The sequence below is a fragment of the Simplicispira sedimenti genome (assembly GCF_022760965.1).
In the GTDB taxonomy this organism is placed as follows: Bacteria; Pseudomonadota; Gammaproteobacteria; order Burkholderiales; family Burkholderiaceae_C; genus Simplicispira; species Simplicispira sedimenti.
In genome coordinates, this window is record NZ_JAKVIJ010000004.1 from 28,104 (window position 1) to 42,786 (window position 14,683).

At 63.0% G+C, this 14,683-nt stretch carries 13 protein-coding genes; 7 read left to right on the forward strand and 6 right to left on the reverse strand.

Going from position 1 to position 14,683, the window contains the following annotated elements:
* Positions 1-38 precede the first annotated feature (38 nt).
* Positions 39-842, forward strand: coding sequence for an aldolase/citrate lyase family protein (locus MJ602_RS05715; RefSeq protein ID WP_243019930.1), 804 nt, complete (start codon positions 39-41; stop codon positions 840-842).
* Between the two features lie 3 nt (positions 843-845).
* Here the strand turns inward: MJ602_RS05715 and MJ602_RS05720 are convergent, their stop codons facing one another.
* Entirely contained in the window at positions 846-1,352 is a 507-nt protein-coding gene (locus tag MJ602_RS05720) for an HNH endonuclease (RefSeq protein WP_243019931.1), read from the reverse strand.
* 126 nt (positions 1,353-1,478) lie between these two features.
* Positions 1,479-2,858 (reverse strand): metalloprotease PmbA, encoded by a 1,380-nt coding sequence (gene pmbA / locus MJ602_RS05725; protein ID WP_243019932.1) that lies wholly within the window; start codon positions 2,856-2,858, stop codon positions 1,479-1,481.
* 90 nt (positions 2,859-2,948) lie between these two features.
* On the opposite strand from pmbA, the gene yjgA reads away from it, so the two are divergent.
* Together yjgA and mog are read left to right on the forward strand one after the other, a co-directional pair.
* The gene (gene yjgA / locus MJ602_RS05730; protein WP_162015629.1) at positions 2,949-3,617 is read left to right on the forward strand and encodes a ribosome biogenesis factor YjgA; all 669 of its coding nucleotides are present in this window, start codon (positions 2,949-2,951) and stop codon (positions 3,615-3,617) included.
* Positions 3,610-4,224 carry a molybdopterin adenylyltransferase gene (gene mog / locus MJ602_RS05735; protein WP_243019933.1) on the forward strand — a complete coding sequence of 205 codons (615 nt, stop codon included), beginning with the start codon at positions 3,610-3,612 and terminating at the stop codon, positions 4,222-4,224. Before yjgA ends, mog begins: the two co-directional genes overlap by 8 nt.
* Here the strand turns inward: mog and MJ602_RS05740 are convergent.
* From MJ602_RS05740 to hemN, 4 genes are all read right to left on the reverse strand, one after another.
* On the reverse strand, positions 4,209-6,659 hold the full coding sequence (locus MJ602_RS05740; protein WP_243019934.1) for a sensor domain-containing protein: 2,451 nt from the start codon (positions 6,657-6,659) through the stop codon (positions 4,209-4,211). The genes mog and MJ602_RS05740 overlap by 16 nt on opposite strands.
* On the reverse strand, positions 6,656-7,957 hold the full coding sequence (locus MJ602_RS05745; protein WP_243019935.1) for a cyclic di-GMP phosphodiesterase: 1,302 nt from the start codon (positions 7,955-7,957) through the stop codon (positions 6,656-6,658). The genes MJ602_RS05740 and MJ602_RS05745 overlap by 4 nt, the downstream gene beginning before the upstream one ends.
* Before the next feature lie 113 nt (positions 7,958-8,070).
* Positions 8,071-8,790, reverse strand: coding sequence for a sulfite exporter TauE/SafE family protein (locus MJ602_RS05750; RefSeq protein ID WP_243019936.1), 720 nt, complete (start codon positions 8,788-8,790; stop codon positions 8,071-8,073).
* 26 nt (positions 8,791-8,816) lie between these two features.
* Positions 8,817-10,199, reverse strand: coding sequence for an oxygen-independent coproporphyrinogen III oxidase (hemN, locus tag MJ602_RS05755; protein WP_162015625.1), 1,383 nt, complete (start codon positions 10,197-10,199; stop codon positions 8,817-8,819).
* A 219-nt stretch (positions 10,200-10,418) separates the two neighbouring features.
* Here hemN and fnr point away from each other — a divergent pair, with 219 nt between their 5' ends.
* The 4 genes from fnr (at position 10,419) to MJ602_RS05775 (ending at position 14,540) form a co-directional block, all read left to right on the forward strand.
* Positions 10,419-11,141 carry a fumarate/nitrate reduction transcriptional regulator Fnr gene (gene fnr, locus MJ602_RS05760; RefSeq protein ID WP_162015624.1) on the forward strand — a complete coding sequence of 241 codons (723 nt, stop codon included), beginning with the start codon at positions 10,419-10,421 and terminating at the stop codon, positions 11,139-11,141.
* Positions 11,142-11,373: 232 nt separating this feature from the next.
* Positions 11,374-11,688, forward strand: coding sequence for an SWIB/MDM2 domain-containing protein (locus MJ602_RS05765; RefSeq protein ID WP_162015623.1), 315 nt, complete (start codon positions 11,374-11,376; stop codon positions 11,686-11,688).
* Positions 11,689-12,016: 328 nt separating this feature from the next.
* Positions 12,017-14,188 (forward strand): TonB-dependent receptor, encoded by a 2,172-nt coding sequence (locus MJ602_RS05770; RefSeq protein WP_243020103.1) that lies wholly within the window; start codon positions 12,017-12,019, stop codon positions 14,186-14,188.
* Positions 14,189-14,315: 127 nt separating this feature from the next.
* Positions 14,316-14,540: a (2Fe-2S)-binding protein gene (locus MJ602_RS05775; RefSeq protein WP_243019937.1), complete on the forward strand. Its 225-nt coding sequence runs from the start codon at positions 14,316-14,318 to the stop codon at positions 14,538-14,540.
* Positions 14,541-14,683 lie beyond the last annotated feature (143 nt).

Here is a 14,683-nt window from a genome sequence, read left to right on the forward strand (position 1 = left end):
GGTGCCCCTTGCAACCGCCACCCAGAAAGAACCGCCCCATGCCCGCCCACAACCCCTTCAAGACCGCCCTCGCCGCCCGCCAGCCCCAGATCGGCCTGTGGCTCTCCATGGCCGAGCCTTACCTAGCCGAGGTGGCCGCCACGGCGCGCTACGACTGGCTGCTGATCGACGGCGAACATGCCCCCAACGACCTGCGCAGCACGCTCGCAGCGCTGCAGGCCATCCAGGGCCACCCCGATTCGCATGCCGTGGTGCGCGTGCCACACGATGGCACGGCGCTCATCAAGCAGGTGCTGGACATTGGCGCCAGATCGCTGCTCGTACCCATGGTGGACACGGCCGAACAGGCGCGCGCCATCGCGGCGGCCACGCAGTACCCGCCGCGTGGCGTGCGCGGCGTGGGCAGCGCCGTGGCACGCTCCTCGCTGTGGACGGCCCGCGCCGACTACATGGACGTGGCCGACGACGAGATCTGCCTGCTGGTGCAGGCCGAAACGGTGACCGCCATGCGCAACCTGCGCGAGATCTGCGCCGTGGACGGGGTGCACGGCATCTTCATCGGCCCGGCGGACCTGTCGGCCTCCATGGGCCACCGCGACAACCCCGGCCACCCGGAGGTGCAAGCCGCCATCGAGAGCGCCATCGCCACCATCGTCGCCAGCGGCAAGGCGGCGGGCATCCTCACCTCCGACCCGGCGCTGGCCGAGGGCTACCTGCGGCTGGGCTGCACCTTCGTGGCCGTGGGGGTGGACGTGCTGCTGTTCGCCCACGCGGCGCGGCAGTTGCGCGCCCGGTTCAGCGGTGGTGCACCGTCAACGCACACACCCGGCACCGCCTACTGACAATCACGTGGGCCTGCGCCCAAAGCGTTCCAGCCCATCCCATGCCGACCGCACTGGCGGCCGCTCCAGCGGATGGGCGAGACCGACCTCGGCCAGGGTGTAACCACCCCGGCCGTAGTTGCATGCGGCGCAGGTGACGACGATGTTCGAGAGTTCATTGCCGCCGCCATGGGCATGCGGCAGCAGGTGATCGTATTGCGCCCACAGGGCGAAAAACGCGGCGTGCCGCTCCACATTGCGCTTGCCCCAGCGCAGCGCCTGGGGATAGGCCCGCTGGATGCGCTCGCGCACTTCCGCGCGGATGACCGGAATGCCGCAGAACCGGCAGTGAAATCCATCGCGCACATGCAGTTGGCAACGCTCCTGCGCATTGGGCATGCGCGCGGCCACACGGTACTCGCTCGCAAGGCCGGGGGTACCGGAGGACTGGATAACGACGTAGGGGCTGTTCTTGCCCAGGATGGACTCGACCCACGCGGCCACCGGCGGCATGTCGGCCCGTCGGATCAAGGCCTCCGCCTGCGCCGCGTCCCCCAAAAGGTGGGCCGTTACCGCCGCGTCCAACAGCGCGGCAGCCTCCGCAATCTCCGGGATCGCATCACGGAAGCAGGCCCGCAGGGGTGCGTTGCCGCTCAATCAGCTGCCCGCCACCTTCATGCGGTTGATGAGCACCGAGCCCACGGTCTTGGCGCCGTAGGCGTAGGCATCGGCGCCCACGGCCTCAATGCCTTTGAACATGGTCTTGAGGTTGCCGGCGATGGTGATCTCGTGCACCGGGAAGGCTATCTGGCCGTTCTCCACCCAGAAGCCGCTGGCGCCGCGCGAGTAGTCGCCCGTCACGTAGTTCACGCCCTGGCCCATGAGTTCGATGACGAACAGGCCGGTGCCGAGCTTTTGCAGCATGGCTTCGAGGTCATCGCCCTTCTTCGTGCGGCGCGAGGTCAGCACCAGGTTGTGTGAACCGCCCGCGTTGCCGGTGGTCTTCATGCCCAGCTTGCGCGCCGAGTAGCTGCTGAGGAAGTAGCCCTGCACGCGCCCCGCGTCCACCACCTTGCGCGGCTGCACGCGCACGCCCTCCTCGTCAAACGGCGAGCTGCCCTTGCCGCGCAGCGCGAACGGGTCTTCCAGGATGTCGATGTGCTTGGGAAACACCGGCTTGCCCAGCGAATCGACCAGGAAGCTGCTCTTGCGGTACAGCGCGCCGCCGCTCGTGGCTTGCACGTAGGCGCCCAGCAGGCCAGCGGCCAAGGACGATTCGAACAGCACCGGGCATTCGGTGGTGGGGATCTTGCGACTGCCCAGGCGGCTCAGGGCGCGCTGGGCGGCATAGCGGCCCACGGCAGCGGGCGAGGCCAGCTCGGAAGCGCTGCGCTGCGAGCTGTACCAGGCGTCGCGCTGCATCTCGCCGTGCTTGCCTGGCAACGATGCGATGGGCGCGACCGACATGCTGTGGCGCGAGGTCGCATAGCCCCCCCGGAAGCCCCGCGTGTGTGCGCTGAAGAAATGGCTTTGCTGCGCAGACACGCCTGCGCCTTCGCTGTTGGTGATGCGCTTGTGCGTGGCAAAGGCCGCCGCCTCGCACTCCAGTGCCAGGCGCGCGGCCTCCTCACTGGTGATCTGCCAGGGATGGAACAAGTCCAGGTCACGGTGCTCGGCGGCAGGTGCGATGTCGTCGGCGTCGGGCAGGCCCGCCACCGGGTCTTCGGCGGTGAAGCGGGCAATATCGTAGGCGGCCTGCACTGTGCGCTCGATGGCGGCCTCGGAAAAATCGGACGTACTGGCATTGCCACGGCGGTGGCCCAGGTACACGGTCACGCCCAGCGACTTGTCGCGGTTGCGTTCCACAGTTTCCAGCTCGCCCTTGCGCACGCTGACCGACAGGCCGCAGCCCTCGGAGGCCTCGGCACCGGCGTCGGTGGCGCCCAGCTTGTGCGCGTGGCGCAAGGCGAGGTCCACCAGGTGTTCGAACTGGGCACGGGTATGGCTGAAGCCGGTATCAGAAAGCGTATGGTTCATGGCGGCAGCTATGATACTTGCCACTGCACACGCCGCCCGGCACATGACGCAACCGCTGCGGCAAGCCCCCCATTCCCCACCCGATCCACCATGTCACGCAAACCCAAAAAAGGCTACTACGTGAAAGGCCAGTTCGTTGCCGAAGGCAGCGAGCTGGATCTGCAGCTCAAGGCCGAACTCAAGGGCACCGAAACCAGCAGAACCGACCTCAAGCGCGAAAGCGATGAATTGCAGGAGCTGGGCAAAGACCTGCTCGGCCTGCGCGCTGATCTGTTCCAGCGCCTGCAGCTCCCCGAAACCCTGGTGCTGGCCCTGGGCGAAGCCCGACGCATCACCAACTTCGAGGGCAAGCGCCGGCAGATGCAGTATGTCGGCAAGCTCATGCGCAAACTCGACGAAACCACCGTAGAGGCCGTGCGCGAAGCGCTGTCCGAACAGCGCAGCGGCCCGGCGCGTGAAACCCTGGCATTGCACCAGGCCGAGCACTGGCGCGACGAGCTCATCGCCCGCGACGGCGCCCAGGCCGAATGGATCGCGCAGTTTCCGGACACCGACATGCAGCAACTGCGCGCCCTGGTGCGTCAGGCGCGCAAGGACGCACTGCCCGCGCACGATGCAGCCGTGGCCCAGTCCCAAGGCAAGGCCCCACGCAAGGGCCGCGCATACCGGGAGCTGTTTGCCCTGCTGCGCGCCCAACTGGGTGCCCAGGCCGACGAGGAGCCAGACCTTTCCAGCGATGCGGACGAGCCCAATGACTGACGCCGCCGCCCACTCCCATGCGCCGGTGCGCATCGGCATTGTCTCCATCAGCGACCGTGCCAGCACCGGCGTGTACGAAGACAAAGGCCTGCCCGCTTTGCAGGACTGGCTGCTGCGCGCGCTGCACAACCCCATCGAGTTTGTGTCCCGCCTGATTCCCGACGAGCAAGAGCGCATCAGCGCGACGCTGATGGAACTGGTGGATCAGCACCAATGCAGCCTGGTGCTGACCACGGGCGGCACGGGTCCCGCCCTGCGCGATGTGACCCCCGAAGCCACGCTGGCCGTGGCGCACAAGGAGATGCCCGGCTTTGGCGAGCAAATGCGCCAGATCAGCCTGCGCTTTGTGCCCACCGCCATCCTGTCGCGCCAGGTGGCAGTGATCCGGCACCAGAGCCTCATCATCAACCTGCCCGGCCAACCCAAGGCCATTGCCGAAACGCTGGAAGGCCTGAAGGACGCAAGCGGCCAGCCGCTGGTTCCCGGCATTTTTGCGGCGGTGCCTTACTGCATTGATCTGATCGGCGGCCCCTACCTGCAGACCCACGATGCGGTGTGCAAGGCGTTCAGGCCCAAGAGCGCCGTGCGCCCTCAGATGGAGGTTTGAGCCGGCGGGACCGGCGGCCGCAGGGTGGATTCCGACAGCAGCAGCGTCATGTCGTCGGAAGGCAGTGCCGCTGAGCACAGGTAGCCTTGGTAGAAGTCACAGGCCATGGCTTGTAAAGCCTGGCGTTGGGCGGCGGTTTCCACACCCTCCGCGACCACACTCAGGTGCAGGGCTCGGCCAAGGTGCACGATGGCGCTGACAATGGCACGATCTCCCTCATCCCCAGGGATTCCGCGCACGAAGGACTGGTCTATCTTCAGCTTATGGATGGGAAGATTCTTCAGGTAAGCCAAGCTGGAGTAGCCGGTTCCAAAATCATCAATGGCCAGGGCCACGCCCAGCGCAGCCACCTTTTCCAGCCTTTGGGCCGCTTCCTGCGCATCCTGCAGCAGAATCGATTCGGTCAACTCCAGTTCCAGCAGGTGTGGGGGTAAGCGGTAGTCCTGCAGGAGCGTGGTGAGCCGATCGATAAAGTCCGGCTGGCGCATCTCCAGCGCCGAGATATTGACGGACACCATGACCGCAAGACCTGCCTGGGCCCAGCGGGCAGCCTGCGCGACCGACTGCTCCAACACCCATGCACCCAGCGTGACGATGTAGCCCGTTTCTTCTGCCAGTGGAATGAACACCCCTGGCGACACCTTGCCCCACTGCGGGTCGGTCCAACGCAGCAGCGCCTCGGCGCCCACGATGCATCCCGTCGCCAGATCCACCTGGGGCTGGTAGTGCACACTCAGTCGCTGATGGGCAAGCGCCTGGCGCAGTGCATGCTCCATCTGCATGCGCTCCAGCAGATGGGTGCTCATCTGAGGCTGGTAAAACCCAAAGCTCCCCCGCCCCCGCTCCTTGACCTGGTACATGGCCGTGTCGGCCTGCTTGATGAGCTCGTCCAGTGTGCCTCCGTCCTGCGGGAACAACGCCAGTCCGATACTGCACTGGATGGAGAAGCCCATGCCGTCCAGCGTAAAGGGACGCAGCATCACATCAAGCAGGCGACGCGCCACCTGCTCGGCCACCTTGGCATCGCCGCCGTGCAGGTACATGGCGAACTCGTCTCCCCCAATGCGGCAAAGCATGTCGCTCTGGCGCAGGCAGGTCTGAAGCCGGGCTGCGACTTCCTTCAGCACGCGATCACCGAATTGATGCCCCAACGAATCATTGACGAGCTTGAAGCGGTCCAGATCCATGAACAGGATCGCAAAACCGGGGTCCGTGGCCCGCGCAGTGCGAATGGCTGTCTCCACACGTTGCGACAAGAGCAATCGGTTGGGCAACCCCGTCAGGGTGTCGCTGTAGGCCAGTTCGTCAATTCGCTTTTGTGCTGCGTGCTGTTGGGTCAGATCACGCACGAAACCAATGCTTTGTTCAAGCCGCCCATCGCCATCGCGCAGAGCCACCCAGGACAGATGCACAGCGCAGCCGCTCTCGCCTTCGCGGGTTAACCAAAGCTCGCCATTCCATACACCGCCATGGTCCCAATCACGCTGCACACATTCCATGAACTGGCGTGGCACGCCCACCCCCAGCAAATCCAAGATCTGGGCACCTTGCACATCCTGCAGCGGCCTACCCAAGATCCGTTCGCAGGCGGGATTGACCTGGACCAAGTGGTGCTGCGCGTCCGCCACGAAGATGGGGTAGGGACTGGCTTCAAACACCCGGCCCGCCAGTCGCAATGCGGCCTGCGCTTGCACGTCACGCGTGATGTCACGGAAGGAGTACACCCTCCCCACCACCACCCCATGGCTGCGCTGCGGCACGCTGCGTCGCTCCAGCAACGTTCCATCACAGAGTTCAAGCACCTCGCAGGCATCGGCCTGCGGATCGCATTCAAGCGCCTGAATGGCAGCACGGTAGGCCTGCGGATCGCTCACCCTTTGGGCCATGTGTGCCTGCAAAGCCGCATCATTGCGCTGTACCAGCAGAGACTGTGGCAGCGACCACAACTGCACAAAGCGCTGGTTGAAGGCCCGGATCTGCCCATCCAGCGTACACACCAGCATGCCATCGGCCGCAGAGTCCAATGTGGCGCGCAACTCCGACAGCAGAGTTTCCAGTTCTCGCTCGGCAGCTTCGCGTGCCGAACAGTCCGTCAAGGTGACAAGCAATGCCTGGTCATGCAGATCCTGCGGGCATGCCACCACCCGCTGCTCCACCGGCACCAGCGTACCGTCACACCGCTGCAGCTGGGTTTGGCACTGGGAGCCCTGCGCCAGCACCTCGGCCCCATCGGCCCAGAAGCACTGGTCTTGCGGGGTCGAAGCGAACCGAAGCACCGGCTCGCCCACCAGTTGCGCCGGATCCAGGCCCACAAGCGCCGCAGCCACCGCATTGGAAAACAGAATGGTTCGATGGCGGGTATCCACCAACCAGACCCCCTCCTGCAGGCCATCAAAGGCCTTGAGCAGCGGGGCGTCCAGGCGCTCACGCGTCACGTACCCACCTCCAGACGCTGGGCATGCACTGCACGCTCAAAGAAATAACAGATGCGCTGACGCGGTGAAAGGTATTCCAGCGCCTCCCGTGGCAGCTGCCCTGGCCGCAGACTGCGGCGGATACCCAGATCTGGCTGCGTCTCCAGGTCAAGCACCAGCGCGCTCTCGCGAGGCACCAGCGGGTCATGAACAATGACCCTGGGGCGCAGTGGGCGCGAGGAATTAACCGATACGACCAAGGCATAGCGGTTGTTCGCCAACTGCACCACCGAGCCGGGCGGGTACACACCCATCATCCGGATGAACAGCCCGAGCACCAAGGGGTCAAACAGCTCCTTTTGCTGAGCAAACATGACCGACAGCGCCTCATGGGGCGTCATGCCCATGGATGGACGCGCCGGGTTGCACAGGCGCTCATAGTGATTGACGAGCGCGAGAATGCGCCCAGCCATGCAGAGCTCTTCGCCGCGCATGCGCAGCGGAAAGCCGCTGCCATCGGCCATTTCATGGTGTTGTGCCATGGCCAGCAGCACCGAACTGGGCAAACCCATGGCCTTTCCCAGCAGCACGGACTCGCCCACATGCCCACGGTAGCGGGCCAGATCCATGGGCTGGATACCAGGGAAAGGCAACACCAGGGATGCCGGAAGCTTGAGCTTGCCAATGTCATGCAAAAGCGCCGCCATCCCCAGATCCTGCAATGCCTGGGGCTCCAAGCCCTGCGCCTTGCCCATGAGAAGGCACAGAACCATGACGTTGACAGGGTGCAGCGCATTGCGCTCCCCCACGCCCTCGGACAGCAGCACAATCGTGGACTCGCTGCATTGCAGCAGTTCCTGCACGCATCCGTTGACCAGATTCTCGCTTTCCATGCGAGCCATGGCCGGACTGCCCTGCACGTTTTCGGCCAGTTTGCGGAACTGCCGGGTCGTCTCGACAAACCGCCGATCACAGGCCTCCAGGCGCTCGCGCTGCTGCCTGAGCTGCTCATCGATTTGCGCGAGATCCGGAGCGGGGGTGGTGTGGCCCTTGCCATTGAGCGCAGCACCAATGCTTGGCTGCACGCCCGGTTTTTTTACCGGCGCATGCACCTCTTCCATTGCATCAGAATCACTCAGCGATGGAATGCAACGGACCTTGTCCAACCCGAGTTCACGCAGGATTTCGAGTTGAGAATCCGAAGCAATGCGAAACCGATTGACCGGAAATGGATGGCTGAGCCAGCCCAGATCGAGCACGATGTACATGCCGATGCGCAGTTGGTGGATGTCCACCAGGATGGAGGGCTCTTCTTCCATTGCAGGAATGCTGCGTTTCAGTGATCACAGGATAGTCGCTTTGCATTATCAAGCGCTTGTTCCCACCGTTTCAGCTTGGCAGACCAATTGCTGCAATATAGCAACATTTGTATCTAATCGCAGATCAGTGATGGGCGATAGATCAAATCGTGCCACAGGGCCCAAACCGCCACGCCGCTGAGCAGTAATCCGGCCAGTCGCGTGCCCCAATCGGTTCGCCAGGCATTGACGCGGACGCGCACCTGCAACCAAAGCCAGGGGGCCAGCAACAACCATAACCCGCTACCCAGAGCGAAAAAGGCCATCGCCAACGCACCTTGCAGTGCGCCCCCCGTCAATGCGGCGACCAGCAATGCCGAATACAGCAAGCCACATGGCATCAATGACCAGAGCATGCCTGCCATGAACACACCTGTGTGTGACTGAACGAGTGGTTGAACCCGCCGCCACACCGAGCGCCCTGCACGCTCCACCCAGACAGGCTGACGCGCCTGGAGCAACAGCAAGACGCCCCATGCCAGCACGGCCACATGAAAAAAAGTCCATACGGGACGCAGCGCAGACGCCTGCTGTGTCAGCCATGCCAGACTCTGCATGGCCACAGCAGCCAGCGCGCCCACCAAGCTGTATCCGAGGATGCGCCCTGCATGGTAGGCGGACAACCTGCGCCAAGGCACGGCACGGTTCGCCCAATGGACGGGTTGTTCAGCCTCTTGGGCGCCCCCCCCGCCGCCCGACACCACCGCGCTGCAAGGGGCGGCACACATGACAAGGCAGTGCGACCCACCCGCAAGCCCCATGATGAGTGCGGTCCAGGCCAGTGAGGAAAGCATGCAGGTGGCGTATTCCGCGAGGAAAGTTAGATGATCCGCGAAAACCGTGCGCGGTTCTTGTCGGCCTGCAGATACCTGTCAAACACCATGGCAATGGCACGCACGAAGTACCAACCCATGGCCGTGACCTCCAAGCCCTCGTTGCTGACCATAACAAGGCCCTGCTGCTCCAGTTCCTTGAGCTGCTCCAGCTCCGACGCAAAATAGTCCCGCACATTGATCAGCCAGGCCTGCTCCAGCGGCTCAAACAGCAGTTCGCCCTGGCACATGATGGCCATGATGACGGCGCGGCGCACCAGATCATCGCGCGTGAGCGCCAGACCACGCACCACAGGCAGACGACCCTGGTTGAGCAGGTCGTAATAGTCTTCCAGTGTCTTGGCATTCTGACTGTAGGTAGCACCCACACGGCCGATGGCGGATACGCCCAGACCGATCAGGTCGCAGTCCGGCTGCGTGCTGTAACCCTGGAAGTTGCGATGCAGCCTTCCCTGGCGCTTGGCCACGGCCAGCGCGTCCTCGGGCAGTGCAAAGTGGTCCATGCCCACATACACATAGCCCGCGGTGCTGAAGGCTTCGAGCGAGCGTGCCAGCATGGACACCTTGGACGACGCCATGGGCAGGTCAGCCCACACGATGCGCCGCTGCGCCTTGAAGCGCTCGGGCAGGTGGGCATAGGCATAGAGGGCGATGCGGTCAGGCCGCAATTCGGCCACCTGGGCCAATGTGCGGTCAAAGGACTCCGGCGTCTGCTTGGGCAGACCGTAAATCAGATCCACATTGACGGAGTCGAAGCCGATGCTGCGCGCAGACTCCACCAAGGAAAACACCTGTTCTGCTGGCTGGATGCGGTGCACGGCCTTCTGCACCTCGGGATCAAAGTCCTGTACGCCAAAGCTCAGACGGTTGAATCCGAGTTCCGCCAGCAGCGCCAGGCGATCCGCATCCACGGTACGGGGATCGACCTCAATCGAGTACTCCCCCCCCGGCACCAGCGTGAAGCTGCTGCGCAGCATCCCCATCAGGTCACGCAGGCCTGCATCGGATAGAAAGGTCGGCGTCCCTCCGCCAAAATGAATCTGGCTGACCATCTGGCCCACACCGCAATGGGCGGTATGGAGATCGATCTCGCGCTGGAGGTAGCGCAGGTACACATCGGCACGGTCGTGGTGCTTGGTGATGATCTTGTTGCAAGCACAGTAGTAGCACAGCGATTCACAGAACGGAATGTGCACATAGATCGACAGCGGCAACGCCTTGCCCACCGGACTTTGGCGGCGCTGCCCAAGGGCAAGCACGTAGTCCTGCTCTCCAAACGCATCCACGAAGCGATCGGCAGTGGGGTAAGAGGTGTAGCGCGGACCGGAAACGTCGTAGCGGGTCAGCAGTTCGGGGGTGACAATTGTCATTGTTATTCCTGGCTAGCGTGCTTAATGTGCACCAGATTGCCCTTGCGACCCTTGATTCCCGTCAAGCATCCGACATCCGAGTGCAGGATTGGATCATCACCAAGCGGATAGGTCATAATTTGACCTATGTCACACCCCGCCCGCATACCCATCGTCCGTTCGTTACCTGATTCCGAAACGGAAGGATCGGCATGCGAGGATTCACAGACACCCCTGCATATGACACCGCAGACCATCAAGGTTGCCTGCTCCAATTGCAATCTGCGTGAGCTTTGCATGCCGCTGGCTCTCTCCGATGAGCAACTGCGACGTATTGACGACGTGGTGGCCGTGCGTCGGAAAATCAAGCGCGGCAGCACCTTGTTCCGCAACGGTGAAGCCTTCACCTCGCTGTTTGCCATACGCACGGGGTTCTTCAAGACCTGTGTCGCGACTGAAGATGGGCGCGACCAGGTCACCGGCTTCCAGATGGCTGGCGAGATCATTGGTCTGGACGGCATCGTCAACGACCACCATACCTGCGACGCCGTGGCACTGGAAGATGCCGAAGTGTGCGTCATGCCCTTCGAGCGCATCGAAGAACTCTCCCGCGAGGTGAATGCGCTGCAGCACCATGTGCACAAAATCATGAGCCGCGAAATTGTGCGTGAGCACGGGGTGATGTTGCTCCTGGGCAGCATGCGGGCAGAGGAACGGTTGGCGGCTTTCTTGCTCAACTTGGTGCAGCGACTGCATGCACGCGGATTCTCGCAATCCGAGCTGATTTTGCGCATGACCCGAGAGGAAATCGGAAGCTATCTCGGCCTCAAGCTGGAGACGGTGAGCCGCACCTTCTCCAAGTTCGTGGACGACGGCATTGTGGAAGTGAAGCAGCGTCACGTGCGGATACTGAGTCCCGAGGCACTGCATCGCATCGTCAACAACCAGGCTGCCTGCCACTGAACCCCTTGCGCCGCGGCAGACTTACCCCACAGGACGCCGCTGCGAACGCGCCACACCGCAGACTTTGCCGCCAGACCTTGGCGCCAGAGCTTGGCGCCACAGCAACAAGCCGAAGCAAAAAAACATCCCGCTCGCTTGGAAAGCCGTTTTTTTGCCGTTAGCATCGACCTGCCAGTGGACATGCAGGTTTTCGCTGGCGCTATTGACCAATCCCCATAAGGAAAATCCGAAAATGGCAACTGCTAAGAAAGCCCCGGCCAAGAGCGCCGCAGCCAAGACCGCTGCTCCCGCCAAGAAGCGCACCCCCAACGCAGCATTCATGAAGGCGCTCACCCCCAGCCCTGCGCTGGCCGCCGTGGTGGGTGCCAGCCCGCTGCCTCGCACCGAGATCATCAGCAAGCTGTGGGTTTACATCAAGGCCCAGAAGCTGCAGGACAGCGCCAACAAGCGCATGATCAACGCCGACGCCAAGCTCAAGCCCATTTTCGGCAAGGATCAGGTGTCCATGTTTGAAATGGCGGGCCTGATTGGCAAGCACGTCCAGTAAGGACGGCCCCTCCGAGAAGAAGCCGGCTCTGTCGGCTTTTTTGTTGGCCACAAGCAACAATATGCCCCTTGAGCCGCATCAATTTGAATGCTAACCAATCTCGTTTGGCTTAACATTCTCTTGCGAGTTCCTGCATAGCCAAACCTCCGCGCCAGCCATTGCCCTCTCGCCTCTTTCACTGCATGCGTTCAATCGCCTGCAGCCATGTGCATTGCTCTTACCCATGGAGGCCCGATTGGCATACCCCCCCGTGCAGCGCAACCCGAGCGCGCAGCAGTTTTCTCTCACACCCCCCTCGCCACTGCGATTGCTGCCGCTGGCCATTCTGATGCTGGCGGCGTCCCTGGACGTGCAAGCCCAATCCGCCGACGCAGACCGCAGCCTGGCCCCGGTCACGGTGCGTGAACGCGCCGAGGCCGCCGAAGGCAAAGACAGTGTGCGCGCCACCGAGACCACCATCGGCAAGGGCAAGCAGCAGTTGCGCGACATCCCGCAGTCGGTCACCGTGGTGACCGAACGCCTGATCGATGATCGCAACCTCGACACCGTCAAGGAAGCACTGAAAAACACCGCAGGCATCACCTTCCTGGCAGCGGAAGGCGGCGAAGAAGACATTCGCCTGCGCGGCTTTGCCCTGCAAAGCACGGGCGACATGTTCATCGACGGCATGCGCGACCCAGCGTTCTACGAGCGCGATACCTTCAATCTGGATCGCATGGAAGTGCTGCGCGGCTCCGCCTCCATGCTGTTTGGGCGTGGATCGACCGGCGGCGCCGTCAACCAGGTGAGCAAGGCACCGCGACTGATCGACACCCACCAGGTGGACCTGACGCTGGGCAACCACGCGTACCGCCGTGTCACTGGCGACTTCAACTGGCACACCGGCGAAAACGCCGCTTTGCGCATCAATGCCATGGCCACCAAGGCCAACAACAACGGCGCGGGCAGCAGCCTGGACAAGAACGGCATTGCAGGCACCTACGCCTGGGGTATCGGCACGCGCGACGAGTTCGCCGTCAGCCTGTACCACCTGGACAACAACAACGGCATGAACTACGGCATGCCCTGGATTCGGCCCACAGCCAACGCTGGCGTGGCCGACACCACGCTGTTGCCGCTGGATCCTGCCAACTACTACGGCGCGAAGAGCGACTACAACGATGGCAGCGCCAGCATGGTGACCCTGTCCCATGTGCACCGGTTTGAAGGCAGCGCCGAACTCAAGACGCAAGTGCGTGCAGGCCAGTTCGAGCGCGACCAGCGCGCAGGCGCCATTCGCCTGGCCGCCGCAGCACAGCAGCCTGGCGGCGTGGCCGCAAGCCTGGCGAACTTCGGTCCCGCCACCCGTCTCACGCGGGGGAACCACCTGAAAATCCAGGACATGGACACCGTGCACCTGCAGAGCGACTTCAGTGACAAGTTCCAGGCACTGGGCGTACGCCACGAACTGCTGGCGGGCTTCGACTTTGCACATGAAAAAAAGAAAGTGTATGGCGCTCGCAGTGCCGCCCAGGGCGGCGTGACCATCAACAAGCCCACCACGACGGTCGGCACGCCCAACGATGGCGCGTGGGTGGATGAACGCAGCCGCGTGCTGCGCACCACCAGCGACTTTGAGGCCAAGGGCTGGGGCATCTATGCGCAAGACCTTGTGCAGGTAGCGCCCCACTGGAAGCTGCTGGGTGGCCTGCGCTACGACAGCATGGACGGCGACTACAACTCGTACGCCATCCCGAACGCTGCACCAGGGCCGGTCACCACCACCGCTTATCGACAGAAGATTTCCGAATGGAGCAAACGCTTTGGCGTGCTGTACCAGCCCACGCCCCTGCAGTCGTACCACTTCTCTTATGGCACCTCGTTCAACACTTCAGGGGACACCTATTCATACAGCGCAGCGACGGTCAACACGCCGCCTGAGTCGAGCCGCAACATCGAAATCGGCGCAAAAATCGACTCTGCCGACAAGCGCTTCACCACCCGTCTTGCGGTGTTCCATGCGGCCAAGCTCCACGAGCGCAACACCGACCCCGACCTGAACATCGCCGTGCTGTCGGGCAAGCGCCATGTGGCGGGGGCAGAAATCGACATTACCGGTCGCCTGACGCCCAAGTGGGAAGTCTATGGTTCCTACATGTGGATGCCGGACGCAAAAATCGACCGAGGTGCCGAAGGCGCCGAAGGCCAAGGCACACGTCCATCGCTCACACCGCGCCACAGCGGTACGATCTGGACCACCTACCAGATCACGCCACAGTTGCGCGTGGGCGGCGGTCTGAATTTCCGCAGTTCGCAAACACCCATTCGCAACCCTGGGTGGTCGGCGCCTGGCTACGTGACCGCCGACCTGATGGCCGAGTACGCCATCAACGACCGCTACAGCCTCAAGGCCAACCTCACCAACGTGACCAACAAGCTGTACGCCGATGCGCTGTACCCCGGTCACTACATTCCTGGCGCCGGTCGTTTGTTCCAGATCACCGCGAGCATGAAGTTCTGACGCCCAGCGAGCGCCCCAAAAAAACCGTCCACCCTGGACGGTTTTTTATTGGATACATCCACATGACTAGTAATGCGATCAATTCGTATTTATAATCAATACATCAGCAACCCGGCCCTGTCTCACCATGATCGTCTGCGTCTGCCATCGGATTTCCGACCGCGAGATTACCCGCTTCGCCCGGGCAGGCATGGGATTTGACGAGATCCAACTGGAATTGGGCGTTGCCACCCAATGCGGCAACTGCGAAGGTTGTGCGCGAGAGCTGGTGAGCCAATGCCACGCAAGTGCCCCCCTCGCGGCAGTGCACAATGATGCCCATGCCCAGCGGGCATGTGCTTGCGCCGGCTGAGACCATGGAGCCCGTATCCACACTTGCTGTCTGTCTTTTGCTGGTGGTGGCAGGTTCCGTGTGGACCTTTCGCCGCTAGCTGCACCGGGCCCAATTTTCAGCTCTGGGCGGCTGTGCCTCATACGCCCCACATGAGCCTTTGT

Excerpts from the sequence above, each read along its gene's own strand:
- MJ602_RS05715 (WP_243019930.1), top strand. The coding sequence starts at position 39 with ATGCCCGCCCACAACCCCTTCAAGACCGCCCTCGCCGCCCGCCAGCCC.
- hemN (WP_162015625.1), bottom strand. The coding sequence starts at position 10,199 with ATGACAATTGTCACCCCCGAACTGCTGACCCGCTACGACGTTTCCGGT.
- MJ602_RS05765 (WP_162015623.1), top strand. The coding sequence starts at position 11,374 with ATGGCAACTGCTAAGAAAGCCCCGGCCAAGAGCGCCGCAGCCAAGACC.
- MJ602_RS05770 (WP_243020103.1), top strand. The coding sequence starts at position 12,017 with ATGCTGGCGGCGTCCCTGGACGTGCAAGCCCAATCCGCCGACGCAGAC.
- yjgA (WP_162015629.1), top strand. The coding sequence starts at position 2,949 with ATGTCACGCAAACCCAAAAAAGGCTACTACGTGAAAGGCCAGTTCGTT.
- pmbA (WP_243019932.1), bottom strand. The coding sequence starts at position 2,858 with ATGAACCATACGCTTTCTGATACCGGCTTCAGCCATACCCGTGCCCAG.
- MJ602_RS05745 (WP_243019935.1), bottom strand. The coding sequence starts at position 7,957 with ATGGAAGAAGAGCCCTCCATCCTGGTGGACATCCACCAACTGCGCATC.
- MJ602_RS05775 (WP_243019937.1), top strand. The coding sequence starts at position 14,316 with ATGATCGTCTGCGTCTGCCATCGGATTTCCGACCGCGAGATTACCCGC.
- fnr (WP_162015624.1), top strand. The coding sequence starts at position 10,419 with ATGACACCGCAGACCATCAAGGTTGCCTGCTCCAATTGCAATCTGCGT.
- mog (WP_243019933.1), top strand. The coding sequence starts at position 3,610 with ATGACTGACGCCGCCGCCCACTCCCATGCGCCGGTGCGCATCGGCATT.
- MJ602_RS05750 (WP_243019936.1), bottom strand. The coding sequence starts at position 8,790 with ATGCTTTCCTCACTGGCCTGGACCGCACTCATCATGGGGCTTGCGGGT.